Below are 21,344 nucleotides of genomic sequence, written 5' to 3' on the forward strand. Positions count from 1 at the left end.
GCGGCGCGCAGCATTTGTGAGCCTTTCAGCGCGTCGCGGGCATCACGCAGGTTTTGCGGAATAAAGCCCGTGTCGCCCTCATAGGCATCGCCAACGGTGGGCGCGGCGAGTTTCTCAGCATCTTCAATGCCCTTGATCCCCGCGGCGAGCTGCGCCGCCATGGCCAGGTAGGGGTTCATATCAGAGCCGGGAATGCGGCATTCAACGCGCACGGCCTTGCTGCCGGCGGCACAAAGACGGAAACCTGCGGTGCGGTTGTCAACGGACCAGATGGTGCGGGTTGGCGCAAACGAGCCCTTTTGGAAACGCTTGTAACTGTTGATATAGGGGGCAAGGAAGTACATGTAATCAGGCGCATATTTCAGCAGCCCGCCCATATAGTTCCGCATCAGCTCTGACATGCCGAGATCATCGGTGGGATCAAAAAACGCGTTTTTTCCGTCGCGCCACATCGACTGATGCACATGAGACGAGGAGCCAACGCGGTTTTCATCCCATTTCGGCAGAAAGCTCACCGCATGGCCCTGCTGCCAGGCGATTTCTTTGATCGCGTTTTTGGAAATCGTGTGATGATCAGCCGTACTCATCGCATCGGCGTATTTGATGTTAAGCTCTTCCTGCCCGGCCTCGGCTTCACCTTTGCTGCCTTCAACGGGGATCCCGGCGGCGTAAAGGTGATTGCGGATCGGCCGCATGATGTGCTCTTCTTTGGTGGTCTGGAAGATGTGGTAATCTTCATTATAACCAGAGATTGGCGCCAGATCACGGAAGCCGGATTTGCGGATCTCATCAAAGCTCTTCTCAAAGAGAAAGAATTCAAGCTCGGTGGCCATCACCGGCGACAGCCCCATCGCCTCAAGGCGCTGGATTTGCTTTTTCAGCATCGCGCGCGGCGAATGAGGCACCTCAGCGTGAGTTTTGTGGTCAAGCACATCGCAGAGCACCATGGCGGTGCCTTCCAGCCAGGGCACCGGGCGCAAAGTCTCAAGATCCGGCTTCATGATATAGTCGCCGTAGCCGCTTTCCCAGCTTGTGGAGGCGTACCCGTCGGGGGTGGCCATTTCAAAATCGGTGGCCAGAAGATAGTTGCAACAATGGCTCTCTTCAAAACCACCATTTACGAAATGCTGCGCGACAAAGCGCTTGCCCATCAGGCGGCCCTGCATATCGATGAGGCACACCAGCACGGTGTCTACATCGCCGGAAGCGACCTGTGTCTTCAGATCATCAAAACTCAGAATGCCGGTCATTTGGGCGCGTCCTGTTCTTCATAAAGGGAGGGATGCCCCGGCGCGGATATCACGCCGGGACAGGTTCGTTTAGCCGTAACGGTATGGGCGGCCCGCTTTCACCATGTCGTTGTTGTAGCGTTTGATAATTTCTACAACTTTGGCTTTGGTGGGGGATTCCGCGGCGATTTCATCCCAGAATTCGACAGCTGCATTTTCGACAGTTGCCCATTCTTCGTCCGGGATGGTGGTCAGTTTCATCTTGTCGCCATTGACACGCAGGTTGGCTTCGCCACCCCAGTACCACCACTGACGATAATAATGCGACTGGTCCATGCAAACTTTCAGCAGTTCCTGAAGGTTCGCCGGCAGTTCATTGTAACGGTCCATATTGGCAAAGAACGACCCCGCCCAGGCACCGGAAATATTGTTGGTCAGGAAGTAGTTGGTCACATCGGCCCAACCCACTGTGTAGTCCTCAGTGATGCCCGACCATGCAATGCCGTCAAGCTCGCCGGTCTGCATCGCAACTTCGATGTCTTCCCATGGCAGGGTTACCGGAACGACGCCAAACTGGGTCAGGAAACGGCCCGCGGTCGGGAAGGTAAAGATGCGCTTGCCCTTCAGGTCTGCCAGGCTGTTGATTGGATCTTTGGTGGCAAAATGGCACGGATCCCAGGCGCCGGCAGAGATGTGTTTTACGCCGACTTTGGCATATTCTTCGCCCCAGATCTCGTTCAGACCATATTGGTTGAACAGCACCGGCACATCCAGCGAGTAACGGGAGGCGAACGGGAAATAGCCGCCAAACACAGTGACTTCGGTCGGAGACGCCATCGAGTCATCATCCGACTGAACCGCATCAATCGTGCCGCGCTGCATCGCCCGGAACAATTCACCGGTCGGGACCAGCTGATCGGCGAAAAAGAGTTCAATTTCCATCTGGTCGCCAGCAATCTTATTAAAGCTGTCGATCGCAGGTTTGATCACATGTTCGGCCAGTGCTGCGCCAGCATAGGTCTGCATCCGCCATTTGATTTTGGACTGAGCGATGGCAGGTGCGGCCAGGCCGGCAGCTGCGGCACCCACACTTGCGGTGGTCAGAAACTTACGTCTTGTTGTCATTGTTACTCTCCTTGCTTAAATGTCCGGCCCCTTTTTGAGGCTCTCTGTGTGATTAATTTCCGTAAACGTAATTGGGCAGCCACATCGCGATCTGGGGGAAGACCATGACAAGGGTCAGGGCCAGGACCATGATAAAGGCAAAGGGGATGATTGAGCGGTAAATGTCGCGCAGTCCGATTTCCGGCGGCGCCATCGCCCGCATCAAAAACAGGTTATAGCCAAAAGGCGGCGTCATATATGCAATCTGGGTGGTGATGGTGTAGAGCACGCCATACCAGATCAGATCAAAGCCAAGTTCCCCGACCAGCGGCACATAAAGCGGCGCGACAATCACCAGCATGGCGGTGTCATCGAGGAAAGTTCCCATCAAAAGGAAGGAAAGCTGCATCAGGATCAGGATCATCCAGGGGTCGAGCCCCAGCTGCTCGGTGAACAGGCTTTCGATCGCCTTGACCGCACCAAGACCGTCAAAGATTGCACCAAATCCCAGCGCCGCAAGAATAATCCACATGAACATGCAGGAAATCGCCAAGGTGGAGCGGACCGAGACTTCGAACACTTCCCGCGTCATCCGCCCCTTCAGAATTGCGGCGAGAAAGGCCGCCATCGCGCCAATGGCGGAACTTTCCACCAGCGAGGTCCAGCCATTGAGGAACGGCACCATCATCGAGGCAAATATACCAAGCGGCAGCAGGCCAGCATTCAGAAGGCGCAGCTTTTCTTTCAGCGGCACATTGCGTTCTTCCTCAGACAGCACCGGGCCAAGCTCGGGCTGTATCCGGCAGCGGATATAGATGTAGATAATGAACATCGCCGCCATCATCAGACCTGGGATAATACCGGCCAGCCACAGCTGACCCACCGGCTGGCGCGCGATCATCGCATAGAGCACCAGCACCACCGAGGGCGGCACAAGAATGCCAAGCGAAGACCCGGCCTGGATCACGCCCGTCACCATGATCTTGTCATAGCCACGGCGCAAAAGCTCCGGCAGTGCAATGGTAGCGCCGATCGCCATCCCGGCAACAGACAGGCCGTTCATCGCTGAAATCAACACCATAAGACCAATGGTCCCGATGGCCAGGCCACCCCGTACCGGGCCCATCCAGACATGGAACATTTTGTAGAGATCGTCGGCGATTTTGGACTCTGACAGCACATAACCCATGAAAATGAACATCGGCAGTGTCAGCAGCGGATACCATTTCATCAGTTTCATCGCAGCGGAAAACGGCATGTCAACACCGCCGGTTCCCCACAAAAGCACGCCGGCAAACGCGCCGACAAATCCGATGGCGCCAAAGACCCGCTGCCCGGTCAGCAGCATGATCATCATCAGCGAAAACATCAGAATAGCGATCATTTCATAGGGCATCAGAACTCTTCTCCACGAAGGCGGCCGATATCCTTAAAGAACTCAGCAAGGGCTTGCAAAAGCATCAGAAAGACGCCGACGCTCATGATTGATTTGACCGGCCACATCTGCGGACGCCAGGCGGTAGAGCTGCGCTCAATATATCCGGTCACCTCTGCAGCAGCAGTGGTGCCACCGGTGACAAAGGCCAGAAACAGATCCCAGAAGAATGAAACTGGTTCATTGCCAAAATAACCGAGCGAATAGGCGGTGGACCCGATCGCGCCATAAAACAGCACCCCGAGATAAAACATCAGGAACAGAACCGTTACCGCATCAATCCAGGCCTTGGTCCGGGGCGACCAACCGCCGTAAAACAAGTCCATCCGCACGTTGGACCCAAGCTGAATCGAATAAGGACCGCCCAGAACATAATAGGCAACCATAACAAACTGGGCCGTTTCCAGCGTCCAGATGGTGGGCAGGAAAAAGGTCTTAGATATCGATGACCACAACAGGACACCGACCAGAACAAAAATCAGATACATGGCGAAACGCCCGATCCAGTAGTTGATCCGGTCAGTGAAGCGGATGAAGGTCAGTATCGCTCCAGGCATTTCAAGTATCCTTATTATCCGGTTCCAGCGCCTTCAAAGCAGGCTTTATCAACGCCAGCAGCTCTTTTGCCATCAAGGCTTCATCATCGCTGGAACGCAGCAGATCGTTGCGTACTTCCAGCATAACATTGGCGATCCCGTGGCGAAGCCCATGCAGTTGCAACGAGTGAGTGACACCGTCTTCCGGCCCGTAGGGCGCATTGCGTTCGACTACACGATGGGGCAGGTGCTGCGCCTGCGCCAGCATTGCGTCTGCCATCCGCGTGTCCGTGTCATGCAGCACGCCAATTTCCACCGCGCGCAGTTTGCCGTAATAAACCGGGGTGAAACTGTGGATCGTGATGAGCACTGTATTGTTATCGCGCACGGTCAGAATGTCGGACACGGCCTGAACAAGAGGGTTATAGACCTCTTCAACGCGCTCTTTTTGGGCGGCAGAACTCAGGTTTTTGTTGCCCGGCACTTCAACCAGCTCAGATTTTTCTGGCATGGCACCTGCCGCTTCTGGCGGCCGGTTGCAGTCATAAACCAGGCGCGAGACTTTGCTGGCCACAAGAGGGGCGTCCAGGGCTGCAGACAGATGCCGCGCAATTTCCAGCGCGCCCGGATCCCACACCGCGTGGCTCAGACGATGCTCAAGCGCAATGCCAAGATCATCATATTTCGCCGGGATATGTGAGGATGCATGTTCGCACAGCAAAACCACGCGCCCCTTTCCGTCGGGGTTAATGATCTCAGTCACATTTTCAGATAGGGTGTTCATCGAGTCAGCCGGTTCGTTTTATATCATTGCTGGATAATTCCTTTCAAAGTACGATAGCTCTGTCAATATATTTTCACACACTGGCAAATATTCTGTTTTCCTGTATGACTAAAAAAAATTGGTGAGGTCTAAACGTGCCACAATCGGCTAAATCTGTTCGGGATGTGATCCGCGATCACTATGATTCGTTAACCCAGTCAGAGCGCAAACTGGCCAATTCTATCCTGGAGAATTACCCGGCAGCAGGCCTGGCCTCCATTACCATTGTCGCGGCAAACGCCGAGGTTTCTTCGCCGACCGTGGCCAGGATGGTGCAAAAACTGGGGTATAAAGGCTACCCGCAGTTTCATCAGGCACTGCTGAGCGAGCTGAAAGCAAAGTTTTCAGGCCCGATTGAAAAACGCGAAGTCTGGGCCCGGGAAGCGCCGGAAGGCCATATTCTCAACCGGTTCAGTGAGTCGTTGGTTCAGAACCTGTCAAACACCATGGCCCATGTGGACACTGACCGCTTTGACGCCGCAGTTAAGGCGATGGCGAACCCGGATGCCGCGCTTTACCTGGTCGGTGGCCGCATCACCCGGGCGCTGGCGGATTACACATTTACCCATATGCAGGCGATCCGGCCCAAAGTGACGCATATGACCGCCTCTTCGGCGACCTGGCCGCATTATGTGCTGGATATGGTCGAAGGCGACACCCTGGTTCTGTTTGACATCCGGCGCTATGAAACCAACCTGCTGCGCCTGGCCGAACTGGCGTCCAAACGCGGAATTCGCACCATTCTGATCACCGATCAATGGGGCTCACCGATCTGCAAGGTCGCCGATTATGTATTTAATTGCTGGGTTGAAATCCCCTCGGCCTGGGATTCAAATGTCGCAACAATGATGCTGCTGGAGGCGCTGATCGCGTCGGTCCAAGAAGCGCGCTGGCCGGAAACACGCGAAAGATTTGCCCAGTTGGACGAACTTTTTGACACCACCCGTTTGTTCCGGAAATTCAGCTGAGCCAGCCCGCGCGACGCCGGAGGTCCTGAACCAGAGGCAAACCCGATGAGCGACGTCCATGACCGCGAGACCCGGAGCCGTAATATGGCGGCGATCCGCAGCAGTGGCACCCGGCCGGAAATGATGGTGCGCCAGGGGCTGCACCGTGCTGGCTACCGGTTCCGGCTGCAGGACCGCCGACTGCCGGGCAGACCGGATCTGGTGCTGCGCAAATACAATGCGGTGATTTTTGTGCACGGCTGTTTCTGGCATCGCCACGCCTGTCCGATGTTCCACTGGCCGCGCACCCGGCAAGCCTTCTGGCAAGACAAACTGACCAAAAACGCTGAACGCGACCAGAAAGCCGTGACCCGGTTGACCGAAGCTGGCTGGCGCTGTGCCGTGGTTTGGGAATGCGCATTAAAAGGGCGCAACAAAAAAGCGCCCGGACTGGTGATTGAAATACTGTCCGACTGGCTGACATCGGATCTGCCGCGGCTGGAAATTCAGGGCGAGTCTGGCGCTGCAGATTGACCCTGTCGGCTGTATTGCTGCGAAATTGTCGCAAAGGCGCAGGGATATCCCAAAGGTTTGGAAATCAATTTAACCTATCTTTGCCGGTGACATTCATTGCACAGGCAGAACACTTATGGGACGCGTGCAGCCAGGACCTGCGGTAAAGGACGAGATCTGCGTATTGCTGGCGCTGTACAATGGCGCCGGTTATCTGCGCGATCAGCTGAACAGCTTTGACAGCCAGAGCCACAAAAACTGGACGCTGCTGGTGTCTGATGACGGCTCCGCTGATGCAGGCCCCGGGATCATAAACAGCTTCGCCCTTAGCCACCGGCCCGGACAGGTCCGGCTTGTTTCCGGACCGCGCCGGGGATTTGTACAAAATTTCTTTCACCTGTTGCGCAGCACGCCCGGGGATGCGTCGATGGTGGCGCTTTCTGATCAGGACGATGTCTGGTTTCCACAAAAACTGACCCGTGCCAAAGCCGCCCTGGACCGTGTGGGCAAGGACCTGCCAGCGCTGTATTGCGCCCGTACAACGGTTTGTGACGCAACCCTTACACCTACAGGAGAGTCCAGCCGGTTTCAGGCGCCGCCGTCCTTTCAGAACGCCCTGGTCCAGAATCTGGGCGGCGGCAATACCATGGTGCTGAACCGGGCAGCACTTGAAATTGTGCAGCATGCTCTGGCCGGTGCCGGTGATGCCGTGTCTCATGACTGGTGGTTGTATCAGCTGATGACCGGCTGTGGTGCAACAGTGATTTATGACCCGGAGCCGGTGCTTTTCTACCGGCAGCACCGTCACAATGTGAGCGGCGCCAACTGTAGCATCAAAGCCAAAGTAAAACGCCTGAACGACCTGATGAACGGGCGGTTTCGCCGCTGGAACAATCTGAACCAGCAAGCGCTGATGCGCTCCGCTAACCAGTTTAACAGTGAGGCCAGACGCAGCCTGATGAATTATTCCCAAGCCCGCAACGGAGGGCTGATTTCCCGCCTGCATCACCTCTACACATCCGGTGTCCGCCGCCAGGACCGGCTTGGAACGGCGGCACTTTATGCAGCCTGTCTGATTGGAAAACTGTAATTGCCTACGGAAACAAGGATTGTGATCTATGCAGCCGACAGATCCCCGCTATAGCAGCCAGTGGCAGTTCACCCTTCTGGGCGATATTGAAACGCTCTGGGATGAATACAGCGGTGAGGGCGTCGCCGTGGCCGTCTATGACACCGGAATCGACTACAGCCATCCGGATCTCGACGACAATTACGATGCCAGCCAGCAGTATAACCGGCGTTTTGCTGACGACGGGCTGCCCGACAGCGGCAGCGACCCGCACGGGACTGCCGTGGCCGGCATCATTGCCGCGGAAAACAACGGGTCCGGTATCATTGGCGTGGCCTGGGGCAGCAGCCTGACCAGTGTGGATTACCTGAATCTGGTGCAATACAAACCTGCTTCTGACTATGCAGATGCCATGCGCTACATGTCGAATTTTGACGTGGTCAACAACAGTTGGGGCAGTTTTGGCAACTATTCCGCCTCTGTCGACGTCACCCGCGCGGGCAGCCGCTCGCAGGCCGACCATATTGCGCTGCAATATGCGGTTCAGACCGGGCGCGGCGGCCTCGGAACGGTGGTAACAAAAGCGGCGGGAAATGATGCCAACGACAGCGCCCTGCTGCGCAGCGACGGCATTATTGGCAACGCGCAGGGCGAAGGTCTGAACACCGTGCGCGAAATCATCACCGTTGCGGCAACCGATTCCAGCGGCGAGGCGAAGAGCTATTCCAACTGGGGCAGCAACATTCTGCTCACCGCGCCGGCAGCCTCTTTCACCACCGACATGACCGGTGCGTCGGGCTACGCCAGCGGCAGTTATACCTCCGGATTTGGCGGCACCTCAGCGGCAACGCCGGTGGTAACAGGGGTCGCTGCGCTGATGCTGGACACTAACCCACAACTGGGCTGGCGCGACGTTCAGAACATTCTGGCAACATCTGCAGCACATACCGGCTCCGCCTATGGCGACACGGCGCGCGGCTACGAGGTCGAGGCCTGGTTTGTGAATGATGCGGCGAACTGGAACGGCGGTGGCATGAGTTTTAATTCCTCCTATGGCTTTGGCATGGTGGACGCCTTTGCGGCGGTGAGGATGGCGGAAGTCTGGGGTGTGATCACTCCGGGCGCCGCCACCAGCAGCAACCAGCTCACTGTGTCGGCAAATTCAGGTGGTGCCAGCAAAGCGATCCCCTCAACGGGCATCGCAGATCTGATGATCAACATGAGCGCAAACATTGAAATCGAACATATCTATGTCAGTGTCGAACTGTCTCATGCCCGCATCAGTGATCTGCGGCTAGAACTGATCTCCCCTGACGGCCAGACATTTGTTTTGCGCGATAAGGAAGGTCTCGGCGCCTATGACGGCAGCTGGACCTTTGGTATCACTGCGGCGCTGGGGCAGAAAAGCCAGGGCAGCTGGACCCTGCGCGCCACTGACATGCTGTCAGGCAAAAGCGGAACGTTGCAGGCGGCCAGCATTGAATTCCTCGGCAAATCTGTCAGCGCCGACACGGTCTACAGCTATACCGATGATTTTCTGACAATGCGCGGTGTTGATGCGGCCCGCGCCACCCTGTCGGACACCGACGGCGGCAGCGACTGGATCAACATGGCGGCCATCGCGGGCGATATCACAGCGGATCTGAACCCGGCTGGGCGTATTACTGTCTCCGGACAAGACTGGTTCACCCTGTCAGCGGACCGCAGCCAACCGATTGAGAACATCGTGACTGGCGACGGGGATGACGTTCTGGCCGGCAATGCAGCGGATAATTATCTGATGGGCATGCGCGGCGACGACTGGCTGAGCGGGCAGGGTGGTGCCGACACGCTGAATGGCGGTGCCGGATTTGACACCGCCGATTATGCCAGCGCGGATGCTGCCGTGACCGCAGATCTTCTGCTTGCCGCGCGCAATCTGGGCGCGGCTGAGGGCGATATATTCATCGCCATCGAGGGCCTGCGCGGCAGCGCTTATGACGATGATCTGCGCGGCAGTCACAATGACAATATGCTGAACGGCAGCTTTGGGGATGATTTCATCATGGGGCGCGGCGGCGCCGATATTCTGATCGGGGGGGAGGGCGACGACATCCTGTCCGGCGGCGACGGGGATGATGTTTTGTCTGGCGGCGATGGCAACGACCGCCTGATCGGTGGTGCCGGCGATGACCGGCTGACAGGCGGCGCTGGCGCGGATGTACTGATTGGGAATGCCGGGAACAATACTTTGGTTTCGGGGGCAGGCAATGACACAATATATGACGGGGCCGGGGATGGGGTCTTATACGGCGGCACCGGCGCAGACCGTCTGATCGGGTCCGGTGGAAATGACCGCATCTATGGCGCCTGGGGCAATGACCGGCTGTCGGGTGGCAACGGCAACGACCGGCTGTCAGGAGACCAGGGCAATGATTATCTGGTGGGCGGAGGCGGCGGCGACATTTTCATCTTCCGCGTGGGCGGAGATGCCGACCGGATCGAGGATTATGATATCACGCTGGACCGGCTGTTTATTGAGGCGGCTCTCACTTCAGGGGAAACCTACGCCGTCAATGTAGTCAGCGATTACGCCAGTCTTTCAGGTGCGGATACGGTCTTTGATTTTGGCGGCGGAGATGTGTTGACCCTGCTGGGGTTTGACGATCTGACCGCTCTTTCGGACACGCTGGTTTTCATCTGAACCGCCTGGCTCAAAATGCGCGGTTCAGGTGATCAGAATATCATCCACCAGCGCCGCCAGGTCGGTCATTCCAACCAGGGTGATCTGGTCGCCCGCACCGAAATCCAACACCGCATTATTGCCCGACAGGCGGCCATAATCACGGACCAGGTCCCCGGCATCACTTTCCCCGCCGACAAGCGCAGCATCGATAAACAGACGGTCCAGCCCGAGAGTGAAATCTTCCACCGTGTCGCTGCCGCTGTTGTTCTGAAAGACAAAAATATCAGCGCCGTTGCCCCCCACCATATAATCATTGCCGGTGCCGCCCGACAGACGGTCGTTGCCGTTGCCACCCGACAGCCGGTCATTGCCACCATCGCCCAGAATACGGTCATTGCCGGAATTGCCGATCAGCCGGTCAGCGCCGTCGCCGCCGCTCAGAGTGCTGGAACCGGTGCCGTCATATATCGTATCATCGCCCGCCCCGGCGATCAGACTGTTGTTGCCAGAACTGCCAATCAACGTGTCATCGCCCTGCGCGCCGACTAGCCGGTCATTGCCCGCCCCGGCCACAAGCCGGTCATTGCCAATGCCACCGTTGAGCACATCAGCCCCGTTGCCACCACTCAGAATGTCGTTGCCGCGGCTGCCGATCAGATTGTCGTCCCCGTCGCGCCCCATAATAAAGTCATTGCCGAGCCCGCCAACGATCATATTGGCACCGCCGTCCCCACGCAGATCATCAGCGCCAGCACTGCCGCGCAAGTTTTCTATAAATATGAAAGTGTCGCCCACGGCGTCCGGACCGCTGTTCACCCCGCTCAGCAGCAAATCGGCATAGATGGGGTCTGAGGACTGGTCATAACTGACAATGTCCACCCCCGCGCCGCCGTCAATCATATCGCTGCCGGCAGAGCCCTCAAATGTGTCATCGCCACCAAAGCCAAACATAGTGTCGGCGCCACTGGTGCCGCTCAGGATATTGTTCCCTTCGTCCCCCGATATGTCAGGGCCGGAACCGGATTGTGGCGTCGACAGAACCACATGATCTGCGTTGAACACCATCTGGTCAGTGAAATCCTCCAGACGGATCGGGCTTCCGTCGGCGCTTAACAAGATCAGGGTATCATCCTGAAGTGTCAGTTGCGCTCCGGTATTGGTGGTGACAAAATCAATCGCACTTAGTGAATGCGCCAACCCGTAGGCAGAGAGATCGATACGGTCGCGTGACAGATCAAAATCAGCAACAGTATCGGTGTTCCCGTCCGGATGGAAAATGAAACTGTCCGCCCCGTTGCCGCCCCAGAATACATCCACCCCGGTGCCGTCGCTGAATATGTCATCCCCGTTTCCGCCGCTCAGAGTGCCGCCGGAAGCGACCGCCATGATGACGTCATCCGATCCGCCACCCGACTCGCCGCGAAAGGTCTGGCCAACCGATGATAAATCCAGCAACAACCGGGTAATTCCAGCACCGTCTCCCGTCGCGGTCACAAATAATTCGACGCGCCCGCCAGCACCCGCAAATTCCAGGCCGGTGACATTCCAAAGTGCTGTACCGGCGCTGTCTGTGATCGTTTCGCGCAGGAACAGGCTGCCATCCGGCAGCAGTTGAAACAGCGAGATACCGCCATCGGTGCCAGCTGCCGCAACAAATGTCTGATCCCCGACCACCACGTAATCAAGCGCCCGCGCACCGCCAAAGCGGCTGTTCAGATCATCATTGACCTGATCGGTCACGGTAAGCGCCCCGTCCGCTTCCAGCTTCAGCACCGTCAGCGAAGAACTGACGCGGGAGGTCAGCAGCACAAAGACCCCTTCACTGTTTGTCAGCGTGGTGATAGCGGAAGGCTGCGCTACCGGCAGATTGTCAGCAAGCCCCAGATTGTTCAGCACCGACAGGCTGCCCCCGGGTCCCAGTTCCAGCACGCTCAGGCCGTTTTCCGCAGCCGACGCCGCTAGTACCAGGGTTTTGCCGTCGATATCCACCGCCGCCATTGCGGAGATACCGGACAGCAGGTCCACCGCCGTGTCCGCAATCGTGTCGTTCGGCGACAGGGAAAGTGCCCCGGAGATGTCATAGGCTGCAATTCCGGCGCCGTTCTCTTGCGCCAGCAACAGAGTGTCTCCGCTACCACCGGATACCACCATCGCTGAAACCTCGTCTCTGGCCAGTCCGCTGCGGCCCAAAAATATCTGTTCGCTCACTGGCTGATCTGCCAGGCCCTGCATTTGCGCCAGAAGCGTCGTGTCGATCGAGGTCAGCCGATTGTCAAAAATCAGCGGCGCCAGATTTTCGCCCGCTGCAAAAAACTGATGGCTGATGTCACCGGAGCCGATCAGTCCTGCATCCAGCGACACGCTGCTCACCGCCTGGTTCACCGGATCATGCAGCCAGATCTGCCCGCCATCTGCGGCGCTTATCACCCGCGTCGATTGTGTGACCGTGGCCACATCCGTTGACCACAACGTCTGAATTACGGAAAAAATACCCATCACCCGGCCACCTGATTACACACACCCGTAACCGAGAATGCAGGCTGCACGTTAACGGGGCCTTGCGGAACAAAGGCAGAACCGTGACTCTTATTTACAATTGGCGGTGCTGAATTAGCAGTGCCGGCGCTGGTAAATTGCCGAGGCAATATTGCCCCAGTGCCGCAGGCTCAGATCCTCGCGGAATTTCAACGCGCTGCTGTCGGGTATATTTCCAGTGCTGAAGCCAGGCTGGGTCTGCTGCAGCCTGCGGTCAAGCGCGTGATTCAGTGGGGTAAAAATGCGCGCGACCTGAACATATTCCGCTCTGGAATACAGTGTCACCGGCGCGGGGGCACCGGAATTTATTGCCTCGGATATGGAAGACACGCCCGCTGCAGGCAGCGGCACCGGGCCAAAAATGTTCCAGGCGATCCAGGCCGCAAGCGGATTCGGAGAAATATTCGCGCCACCGTCCGGCACCTTTGACAACTGTTCCGGCAACAGGGAACAGCCCATCTGCGCCAGAAATCCAGCCAAAACACCGCCAGGCGCGGCGCACAGGGCCTCATAACTGAGGAAGGTGATCTGCTCCGGCGAGAACCCCAGACGCAGATGGGAATAGAGCTGCCCGTGATCCAGCCAGATCCCGGAGGCCAGATGGCTTTCCAGCGCATGGTTCAGAAACTGCTCAAAGGGCGGGGCTTTGCCTGACCTGGCCCGCTGCAGCCAGACCGACTGTAACAAAGCTGGCTGCAGCCGGGTGGTATAGAGGATGCGCACCTGCTCAAACGGGGCAAGCCGGTCACGCAATTGCGCCATATCCACCCGCTGCAACTCCGCCCGCGAGAATACTTCCGCCGACAGAAAGACGGTGCCGGGACGGTGGCAATAGTCGCGGGTCAGCCGGTCCCATATGCCGTCTGCCCCGCCCTGCGCAAACCAGCTGGCCGGCACTTCAGGCAAATCGATCCAGGGCGCGGCCAGGATATGATGCGCCGGATTGGGCCCGATGTCCGGGTAATAGATCTGATGGTGCTCGAGCAGCGCCCGGTTTTGAAACAGGCACCGTTGCAAAAAGCTGGTGCCGGTTTTATGGGCTCCGATATGCAGGATTACCCTGGCCAAATCCGCCTCCTCACCCCGGTGCCAAAGCCAGATCGCGGCACAGATCCATCCAGAACTGCGTCTCCAGCCGGCCGCGGAAAATACGGGGACCAGGACCTGGCATCGGCCCGAACTCAAACCCGTCTGACACCCGCGCATGCAGCCTTCGGTTCCACGGCCGCACAGTCCGGCGCAGCTGTGCCAGTTCTGCCCGGCTGAACAGCGTCGCGGACCCGGCCTCCGGCACACTCTGTTCAATCTGGCGGAGAACCCGTGCAACCAGCGCCGGCTGTGCCACCCCAGGGGCGGCAATCACATTGGCCACCAGCGACGCCAGCGGCGGCGGCGATACATTGGCCCGGTCAGGGCCACAGGCCACCAGTTCTGTGCTCTGCACCGGCAGATCAAGCGTCTCGATCAGGTTCTGCACGATGCCACCAGCAGAACTCCGCGCAAGGTCATAGCTCACCAGCTGAATTTCCCCCGGCGCAAAGCCGGTACGCAAATGATCATAAAGCAGGTTGTAGTCAAGGCTCAGCCCGTCGACCACACGCCGCTCCAGCGCCTGGTTTAAAAACTGCGGCCAGCGCCCCGGATTGCGCTCATCCGAAATTTGTTGATAGACCGATTGCAGAAACCCCGCCTGATTGCGCAGGCAACACAACACGGTAATGTCGTCAAATCCGCTCACGATATCGCGCAGCTGCGCCATGTTCACCCGGGCAGGGTACAGGCGGGAAAATTCTTCGCTGGATATAAAGATCGTTTTGTCCGTTGCCGCCCAGGTTTTTACAATACGGGTCCAGGCGCCCTGCGGATTGCGCAACCGATAGCGCTCCGGCAGTTTGATCCAGCCGCTGGCCAGCCCGTGATGTGCGCGCATGACCCCGATTCTCGGGTAGATGATACCGTGGCGCGCCAGCAGTTTCCGGTTGTGAAAAAACAGATCCTGAATGTGGGTTGTCGCGGTTTTATGGGTGCCGATATGCAGAATGATCCGGGACATTTATGGCCCCTCCTGCCGCAAAGGCTGGTGCAAAATGTTCGCGTCGCTGCTGTGCTGGCCGCCGTCTCGCCCACCGCGATCCGCGCCGCCGGTAAATTTGGCAAGACTGCGCAGATTGGCATCGCCATATTGCAGACAGGGTTCCAGCATCGCCTTTTCAGCCCATTCATTCCAGGCGTTCACAAACAGCTCGCCACGATAGGACGCCGGCAGACGCCCGGCACAAAGCTCTCCCAGCCAGCGGCGAAACTGCGCCGGGTTGCCGCCCCAGGCGATATGCGCCGACGTGTCCCGCCGGGCGCTGTTGTCCCAGCCGGGCATGATACCAGCGATGGTGTTTTGGGGCAGGCCAGCGACATAACCGGGCCGGAGGCTGTTTTTTGCCACCGCCCTGTAATCATAGATCACCCCGTCAAACCCTGGCGTAACCGCCAGGCCGGCGCGGTTTCCCGCAGATCCTCCGACAAGATAATCGTCTGCCCCGACCAGGCCGTGTGGCGGCATTTCGACATAAAAGTCGAACAGATCCTCTGCGAATTTTTCGGGTCCTGATATGTGAAACAACACCGCGCCAAGCTCCACTTCGCCGATGCCCGCGTCCCGCCAGTGCTGGCGCATCTCCGCAACAGCGCTGGCCGGGTCGGGCATGTCTTCCGGGCGGTAAATCACAAATCGCGGGCGTGTCCCGTCCGGACGCTGATAGCGCGGATCGCGGAAATAGCGCAGCACATCCTGCGCCAGATCCCGGGCAAATCCTGGACGGTAACTTTGGGAAATCAGCACTTCGCCAGACAGGCCATCCCAGTTCCGTCGCCAGGATTCATTGGCCCAGCACAGGTAAAACGGGAACTCCAGCTCCGCATTGCCCAGCACCACATCAAGCGGCTGCTGCAACATGCGTTTGCCGTCAAACCAATAGTGATAGACACAAAAAGCGTCAATTCCTGCACGTCGGGCCAGTACGCGCTGCGCCGCCAGGTTTTCACTCAGCCGCAAGTCATAAAACCCCAGATCCGCCGGCAAGGCCGGTTGCCCGTGCCCAGGATAGACCGGCCGAGCCTGGCTTACCCCACGCCATTCGGTAAAGCCTTTGCCCCACCAGCGGTCGTTTTCAGCCGTCGGATGAAACTGGGGCAGGTAAAAGGCCGTGGTATAGGTCGGGCGCGCCGGCCTGGCGGCGGTCCTGCGCTGATCCAGCGTGCTGGCCTGAACGATACGCTGACCCGCCGCGTACGCCAGGGCGCCAGTGGCGCGCTCAATCGCATGGGCGCTGGTGCCGTCCGTCTGCCCCTGTTCCGGCTGAAAATCAACCTCCGACAGGCGCATACCCCGCAGCATGTCCAGCATCAGCGGTTTCATCCAGTACATTGAGCCCGCCGCAAATTGCAGCGGATCTGTCTCGCCCTCAATTTCAACCCGGCGCAGAAATGCCCGGGTCTGATCACGGTTTGTTCCCCACCAGTGCTGCCCCCGGTAGATCTGACCATCGGCAACCCAGAACGCCGCCCGGGCATCGGCCAGGAAATGTTCCAGCCGCGCCCGTGTCTGTGCTCCGGGTCCAAGCAGCCCGCGAATCAGGTGCCGGCGCCACAGCTCCCCGTCGCTGCGATGCGGTGATTTTTTACTGTGCAGTTTACACACGGCTTCATAGCCGTTCAGCACTCCGGAATTCACCACATGAAGGAAGGGCAGAATATCACGCCCCCGGTTGGGCACTTTCCAGACCCGGGCCTGCGGAAACGCCGCCAGAATGTCGTGTTGCAGCCCGGAGGCCCCCTCTGAGCCCCCAACAATCGTCACGAAAAGATCAAAGCCGATCTCCTGGTCCCGCAACCGGCTGGCAAACTCCGACCACAGCTCCGGGTAGTAGATATGGACCACCACCGCAAATCGCGCCTGTGGTGACGGGCGGTCACCGGGTCTGATCCTGGGTACGGGCGTATTGGTTTCGCAAGCAGCAGGGAGATCAAGCGTCAGCCGCTGCTCAAGCCGGCCACTGCGGATAAAATGAGAAAACGGCGCGCTCACTTTGCCATGCAGGTCCGGATTGTGACGCAGATAGGCCGCTGGGGAGAACCCTGCGTTCGGCCACAGGCCTGTCGCCTCACCGCGCAGGACAAAATGGCGGATCGGCAACCACTGAACAATCGGATGCAGCGCCGGATTACTGGTCACGTAAAACCGCCGGTCAAACAGCCCGCTGTCGCGGATCTGACGGGCATAACCGCGATGCGCGCGCGACGGGAACAACAACGAAAGCGCGGTCTTCAGGCGTTGGACTGATGGCAAATTCAAAGACCCGGCCTCCCTGTTGGCAGCGCGACACCTGTCCTGGCGCCCTTTGTTTCAAAATAAGAAACAATCATTGAAAAATGATTTCTTTGCGGCGCGAATTCAGGCCAATCAGACCCAGGAGAAACAGCACTAAAGCCAGGCCAAGCACATATCCGGGCCGGACCAACACTGCGTCATAGCCCGGGTAGAACCCTTGCCGCATCAGGCTGGTAATATGGGACAGCGGGTTGATCATTATATAGCCGCGATAGGCGCCAGGCAGGGCCTCGGGCAGGTACAGGATCGCGGACACTAAAAACAACGGCCGGTTGGCCACCGCCCAGACCCGCTCCCAGACCGGAAACCGCGTCATCAGAAAACAATTCAGCACCCCCACAGCCAGCCCCAGGGCAAGGGCGAGAACAAACGACTGCGCCACTGCAGCCCAGTGCAGCACCGGGTTCAGCTCATAAATCAGGATGATGCCCAGAAGAACTGTGGCGGCAACGATGCTCTGCGTCAGCGCCGCCAGCAAAAACCTGGCGCATAACGCGTCAAGCACACAGACCGCCGGGTATTCAAGCAAGGGTCTGGAAAACCGCAGCGCGCTGGCGACCTGCTGGCTGACCGCCATATATGCAGCAAATGGCAAAAAGCCTGTGGCATAGAAAAACGCGAAATTCGTGCCAAGCGCCGGGCTGCGCAAGACCAGCGAGAACAGTGTGCTGAGCAGGGCGACGGCGGCAACCGGCTCCAGCACCGCCCAGAGATAGCCGCCGTGAGAGCGCCCATAGCTTGTGGCCATTTCGCGCAGGATCAAGGCGCCGGGGGTGCGGGCAAATGCGAAATTCCGGCGCGGGGTCAACGGGGCGGCGAGGGACATAAGGGAGGCCTTATTTTTGCCAATATGATTAACGACTGCGAAACCAATGCGTGTGAAAACTGTCTCCTATCATAGTTAAGAGGCGGTTTACCGTGTCGGAGATTTTGAACAAACCACGAACAAAAAATCAAATCCCCCAGGTCGTGCTGCGGCGAAGGCGGCGTCTGGCGCGGCTTCGACAGCAGAAATTGCTTGAGGTTCAGGACTATTTTCCTGTGCTCACCCCCGTCGCGGGCAGCGCCGTCGCCACCCCTGAACCTGCAGCCGCAAAATCGCGCAACCGGGCGCAGCTCTGTTCGTTTTTGCTGCTGGTGGCATTGCCGCTGCTGATCAGCGCCACCTATCTCTACGCCCGGGCCGCAGATCAATTTGTCTCCACCGTTGCTTTCACTGTCCGCCGCGAGGAGATCTCTGCCCCGGTGGATATGCTTGGCAGCCTTGGCCAGTTCTCCGGGCTCTCTTCGTCTGACAGCGACATCCTTTATGAATTCATCCAGTCCCAGGCGCTGGTAGCCGGGCTCGACCGCCAGATCGGCCTGCGGCAACTCTATGGCAAGGCGCAGAATGACCCGGTATTCTCCCTGGCCCAGGGCAGCCCGATCGAGGAGCTGATGCTGCACTGGTCCCGCATGACGCGGCTGTCTTATGACTCTGCCACCGGACTGATTGAGCTGCAGGCGCGTGCCTTCACCGCCAGTGACGCGCGGACAATCACCACCGCAGTGCTGGAACAATCAGATGCAATGATCAACGCGCTGTCGCTTGCGGCACAGCAGGACAGCACCCGGTTTGCCTCTGAGGAACTGGACCAGGCGGCGCAAACAATGCGCACCGCGCGCAACCGGCTGCAGCAATATCGCCGGGAACAGCGCATCATCGATCCCATTGCCGATCTGCAGGGGCAGATGGGGCTTCTGAACCGGTTGCAATCACAGCTGGCCACGGCGCTGATAGATCTGGATCTGCTGACGGAAACAACCCGGCAGAGTGATCCGCGGCTGCGGCAGGGGCGGCGCAAAATCGTCGTGATCAAAGCGCGCATTGACGCCGAACGTCAGAGCCTGGGCACCGGTTCCGGCCCGCAACAAACCTCCTATGCCGATATTGTCGGTCAGTTTGAAGCCCTGCAGGCCGATCTGGATTTTTCCGAGCGGGCCTGGATCACCGCCCGCGCAGCTTATGATCTGGCTCAGGCCGAAGCCCGCCGGCAAAGCCGTTATCTGGCGGCCTATATTCAACCAACCCTGGCCGAAACTGCCCAATACCCCCGCCGCGCGACCACACTGCTGGTGATGGCGTTCTTTCTTGCCGGCCTCTGGAGCTGCGGTGTCCTGATCTTTTACAGCCTGAGAGACCGGCGATGAACATGCTGCGCTTTGAAAACGTCAGCAAATCTTTCGCCCTGCCTGTGGGGCGCAAGCTGATTGCAGACCGCATCACGCTCGGAATCCCGCGCGGGCGCTCCATGGCGCTGCTGGGCCGCAACGGCGCCGGAAAATCCAGCCTGCTGCGGTTGATTGCCGGCACGCTGCGTCCGGATCAGGGCCGCATTCATGTCGCCGGGCAGGTGTCCTGGCCGGTGGGGTTTATGGGCAGTTTTCACCCGGATCTGACCGGGGCGCAGAACGTACGTTTTGTGGCGCGGATCTACGGGGTCGAAACCGCTGCTCTGGTGGACTTTGCCCGCGACTTTTCTGAACTGGAGGCGCAGTTTGAGCAGCCGGTCCGGCAATATTCCTCCGGTATGAAATCCCGGCTGGCCTTTGCCATGTCGATGGGCATCCGCTTTGACACTTATCTGGTTGATGAAATCACCTCGGTCGGCGACCTGGCTTTCCGGCGCAAAAGTGAAACCCTGCTCCGCCAGCGCCTGGAGCACAGCGGCGCGGTTGTTGTCAGCCATTCCATGGGCCTGCTGCGGCGGATCTGCGACTGCGGCGCGGTGCTGGAAGATGGCCGGCTGCACTTCTTTGAAAACATTGAGGCCGCGCTCAACCACTACGAAAATACCCTGCTGCCCCCGCAGAGGACCGGCGCGTTGCCACAGTGAGTCGCGGGGCCTGCGCCCTGAAATCTGCAGCCCAGCGACGCGTGCCTTTCCGTTACAAGCGGATTTTCACATCAGGGTTACACGCACTTACAGGATATGTTCCCGGTTTGCCCCTGCCTAAACCGTTTGGTAAACTATTTGGTGTTTTATGGATAACAATTGGTAAATGTACATTTGTACTGACGGTCGGCATGGCAGCCCACAGGGCCATCCGCCGCTTTGTTTCAGCGTTGTCGGGAGGTTTGTTATGGGCTCCAGAAAAGGCATCATTCTGGCCGGAGGCACCGGGCGCCGGCTGCTTCCCAATACAATCGCAGTGTCAAAACAACTGCTGCCGGTGTTTGACAAACCGATGATCTACTACCCTCTGTCGGTGCTTTTGCTCGCGGGCATCCGCGACATTGCCCTCATCACCACGCCGCGGGACCAGCCGCAGTTCCGGCGTCTGCTTGGCGATGGCAGCCAATGGGGGATCCGGCTGGCTTATATCGTCCAGCCTGCACCAGAAGGCGTCGCCCAGGGGTATATTCTGGCCGAACGGTTTCTGGCCGGCGCGGCTTCCGCCCTGATCCTGGGGGACAATATATTTCACGGCGCCGGTATGCAGAACTTGCTGGCGCAGGCTGATGAACACAAACACGGTGCCACAGTCTTTGCCTGCCATGTTCCCGATCCGCAACGCTATGGTGTGGTCCAGAATGACGCCTGGGGACAGGTCACCGGCATCATAGAAAAACCAGCGAAGCCCCCCTCTGACCTGGCGGTGACCGGGCTTTATTTCCTGGATGAAACCGCGCCAGCCCGGGCGCGCAACCTGCGCCCTTCCGCCCGCGGTGAACTCGAAATCTCTACGCTTTTAAACAGCTATCTGCCGCAGCAGCATCTGCGGGTGGAGACACTGGACGCCAGTTGTGCCTGGTTTGACGCCGGCACGCCCGCCAGCCTGCTGGAGGCAGCGAATTTTGTCCGCCGGCAACAGAAAATTCAGGGCGCTCCGGTCTGCAACCCGGATGACATCGTTGCCGGCCTGAACCGGGTCACCGCTGGCGCAGCGAACGGCAGGGCTGCGCCGGTTTCCGACGGGGCCTCTGCAGGAGAAGTGTGGTCCCCTGACCCGCGGTTGGCGCGGCAGGTGCCAGCACCGTGGAAATCCGTTTCCCAGGTCTATCGTGACGCGCTGAAAATCGTCTGATCCGGGGCAGATCCTGGCGCAGAACCGCCGCCGCAC

Annotated in this window: 17 protein-coding genes; 7 read left to right on the plus strand and 10 right to left on the minus strand. The window is 58.6% G+C overall.

What is annotated here, in order from left to right; genetic code table 11:
* From DWA01_RS20985 to DWA01_RS21005, 5 genes are all read right to left on the minus strand, one after another.
* A partial coding sequence (locus tag DWA01_RS20985; RefSeq protein ID WP_136057799.1) for a glutamine synthetase family protein occupies positions 1 to 1,250 on the minus strand: 1,250 nt, incomplete at its 3' end.
* A 69-nt stretch (positions 1,251 to 1,319) separates the two neighbouring features.
* Positions 1,320 to 2,354 carry a TRAP transporter substrate-binding protein gene (locus DWA01_RS20990; RefSeq protein WP_114287767.1) on the minus strand — a complete coding sequence of 345 codons (1,035 nt, stop codon included), beginning with the start codon at positions 2,352 to 2,354 and terminating at the stop codon, positions 1,320 to 1,322.
* Between the two features lie 52 nt (positions 2,355 to 2,406).
* A complete protein-coding gene (locus DWA01_RS20995) occupies positions 2,407 to 3,729 on the minus strand; it encodes a TRAP transporter large permease (RefSeq protein WP_114287768.1) in 1,323 nt (440 codons plus the stop codon).
* Complete coding sequence (locus DWA01_RS21000; protein ID WP_114287769.1) at positions 3,729 to 4,325, minus strand: TRAP transporter small permease subunit; 597 nt, start codon at positions 4,323 to 4,325, stop codon at positions 3,729 to 3,731. The genes DWA01_RS20995 and DWA01_RS21000 overlap by 1 nt, the downstream gene beginning before the upstream one ends.
* Position 4,326: 1 nt before the next feature.
* A complete protein-coding gene (locus tag DWA01_RS21005) occupies positions 4,327 to 5,088 on the minus strand; it encodes an N-formylglutamate amidohydrolase (RefSeq protein WP_114287770.1) in 762 nt (253 codons plus the stop codon).
* Between the two features lie 134 nt (positions 5,089 to 5,222).
* Between DWA01_RS21005 and DWA01_RS21010 the strand changes: the two genes are divergently transcribed.
* From DWA01_RS21010 to DWA01_RS21025, 4 genes are all read left to right on the plus strand, one after another.
* Positions 5,223 to 6,095 carry a MurR/RpiR family transcriptional regulator gene (locus tag DWA01_RS21010; protein WP_114287771.1) on the plus strand — a complete coding sequence of 291 codons (873 nt, stop codon included), beginning with the start codon at positions 5,223 to 5,225 and terminating at the stop codon, positions 6,093 to 6,095.
* Between the two features lie 45 nt (positions 6,096 to 6,140).
* Positions 6,141 to 6,608, plus strand: a complete 468-nt coding sequence (locus DWA01_RS21015; RefSeq protein WP_114287772.1) for a very short patch repair endonuclease — start codon at positions 6,141 to 6,143, stop codon at positions 6,606 to 6,608.
* A gap of 115 nt (positions 6,609 to 6,723) precedes the next feature.
* On the plus strand, positions 6,724 to 7,677 hold the full coding sequence (locus DWA01_RS21020; protein WP_114287773.1) for a glycosyltransferase family 2 protein: 954 nt from the start codon (positions 6,724 to 6,726) through the stop codon (positions 7,675 to 7,677).
* 28 nt (positions 7,678 to 7,705) lie between these two features.
* The gene (locus DWA01_RS21025; RefSeq protein WP_114287774.1) at positions 7,706 to 10,339 is read left to right on the plus strand and encodes a S8 family serine peptidase; all 2,634 of its coding nucleotides are present in this window, start codon (positions 7,706 to 7,708) and stop codon (positions 10,337 to 10,339) included.
* Positions 10,340 to 10,363: 24 nt separating this feature from the next.
* On the opposite strand, the gene DWA01_RS21030 is transcribed toward DWA01_RS21025, so the two are convergent.
* The 5 genes from DWA01_RS21030 to DWA01_RS21045 all read right to left on the minus strand — a co-directional run bounded on the left by DWA01_RS21030 (position 10,364) and on the right by DWA01_RS21045 (position 18,066).
* On the minus strand, positions 10,364 to 12,817 hold the full coding sequence (locus DWA01_RS21030; RefSeq protein WP_114287775.1) for a calcium-binding protein: 2,454 nt from the start codon (positions 12,815 to 12,817) through the stop codon (positions 10,364 to 10,366).
* Between the two features lie 114 nt (positions 12,818 to 12,931).
* Positions 12,932 to 13,924, minus strand: a complete 993-nt coding sequence (locus DWA01_RS21035; protein ID WP_160116090.1) for a sulfotransferase domain-containing protein — start codon at positions 13,922 to 13,924, stop codon at positions 12,932 to 12,934.
* Positions 13,925 to 13,934: 10 nt separating this feature from the next.
* Complete coding sequence (locus DWA01_RS23215; protein WP_160116091.1) at positions 13,935 to 14,909, minus strand: hypothetical protein; 975 nt, start codon at positions 14,907 to 14,909, stop codon at positions 13,935 to 13,937.
* Complete coding sequence (locus tag DWA01_RS21040; protein WP_235008643.1) at positions 14,910 to 17,204, minus strand: glycoside hydrolase family 99-like domain-containing protein; 2,295 nt, start codon at positions 17,202 to 17,204, stop codon at positions 14,910 to 14,912. It abuts the gene before it with no gap.
* 67 nt (positions 17,205 to 17,271) lie between these two features.
* Positions 17,272 to 18,066 (minus strand): ABC transporter permease, encoded by a 795-nt coding sequence (locus DWA01_RS21045; RefSeq protein ID WP_114287777.1) that lies wholly within the window; start codon positions 18,064 to 18,066, stop codon positions 17,272 to 17,274.
* Positions 18,067 to 18,281: 215 nt separating this feature from the next.
* Here DWA01_RS21045 and DWA01_RS21050 point away from each other — a divergent pair, with 215 nt between their 5' ends.
* The 3 genes from DWA01_RS21050 to DWA01_RS21060 all read left to right on the plus strand — a co-directional run bounded on the left by DWA01_RS21050 (position 18,282) and on the right by DWA01_RS21060 (position 21,308).
* On the plus strand, positions 18,282 to 19,430 hold the full coding sequence (locus DWA01_RS21050; RefSeq protein ID WP_114287821.1) for a KpsE/RkpR family capsule polysaccharide export protein: 1,149 nt from the start codon (positions 18,282 to 18,284) through the stop codon (positions 19,428 to 19,430).
* A gap of 2 nt (positions 19,431 to 19,432) precedes the next feature.
* Positions 19,433 to 20,116: an ABC transporter ATP-binding protein gene (locus tag DWA01_RS21055; RefSeq protein ID WP_114287822.1), complete on the plus strand. Its 684-nt coding sequence runs from the start codon at positions 19,433 to 19,435 to the stop codon at positions 20,114 to 20,116.
* A 247-nt stretch (positions 20,117 to 20,363) separates the two neighbouring features.
* On the plus strand, positions 20,364 to 21,308 hold the full coding sequence (locus DWA01_RS21060; RefSeq protein ID WP_114287778.1) for a sugar nucleotidyltransferase: 945 nt from the start codon (positions 20,364 to 20,366) through the stop codon (positions 21,306 to 21,308).
* Positions 21,309 to 21,344 lie beyond the last annotated feature (36 nt).

The sequence above is a fragment of the Candidatus Halocynthiibacter alkanivorans genome, from assembly GCF_003333265.1.
GTDB lineage: Bacteria > Pseudomonadota > Alphaproteobacteria > Rhodobacterales > Rhodobacteraceae > Halocyntiibacter_A > Halocyntiibacter_A alkanivorans.

Bases quoted from the DNA above. Each gene is read 5' to 3' on its own strand.
- DWA01_RS21055 (WP_114287822.1), top strand. From the start codon at position 19,433: ATGCTGCGCTTTGAAAACGTCAGCAAATCTTTCGCCCTGCCTGTGGGG.
- DWA01_RS21045 (WP_114287777.1), bottom strand. From the start codon at position 18,066: ATGTCCCTCGCCGCCCCGTTGACCCCGCGCCGGAATTTCGCATTTGCC.
- DWA01_RS23215 (WP_160116091.1), bottom strand. From the start codon at position 14,909: ATGTCCCGGATCATTCTGCATATCGGCACCCATAAAACCGCGACAACC.
- DWA01_RS21060 (WP_114287778.1), top strand. From the start codon at position 20,364: ATGGGCTCCAGAAAAGGCATCATTCTGGCCGGAGGCACCGGGCGCCGG.
- DWA01_RS21005 (WP_114287770.1), bottom strand. From the start codon at position 5,088: ATGAACACCCTATCTGAAAATGTGACTGAGATCATTAACCCCGACGGA.
- DWA01_RS21025 (WP_114287774.1), top strand. From the start codon at position 7,706: ATGCAGCCGACAGATCCCCGCTATAGCAGCCAGTGGCAGTTCACCCTT.
- DWA01_RS21000 (WP_114287769.1), bottom strand. From the start codon at position 4,325: ATGCCTGGAGCGATACTGACCTTCATCCGCTTCACTGACCGGATCAAC.
- DWA01_RS21030 (WP_114287775.1), bottom strand. From the start codon at position 12,817: ATGGGTATTTTTTCCGTAATTCAGACGTTGTGGTCAACGGATGTGGCC.
- DWA01_RS20990 (WP_114287767.1), bottom strand. From the start codon at position 2,354: ATGACAACAAGACGTAAGTTTCTGACCACCGCAAGTGTGGGTGCCGCA.
- DWA01_RS20995 (WP_114287768.1), bottom strand. From the start codon at position 3,729: ATGCCCTATGAAATGATCGCTATTCTGATGTTTTCGCTGATGATGATC.
- DWA01_RS21020 (WP_114287773.1), top strand. From the start codon at position 6,724: ATGGGACGCGTGCAGCCAGGACCTGCGGTAAAGGACGAGATCTGCGTA.
- DWA01_RS21015 (WP_114287772.1), top strand. From the start codon at position 6,141: ATGAGCGACGTCCATGACCGCGAGACCCGGAGCCGTAATATGGCGGCG.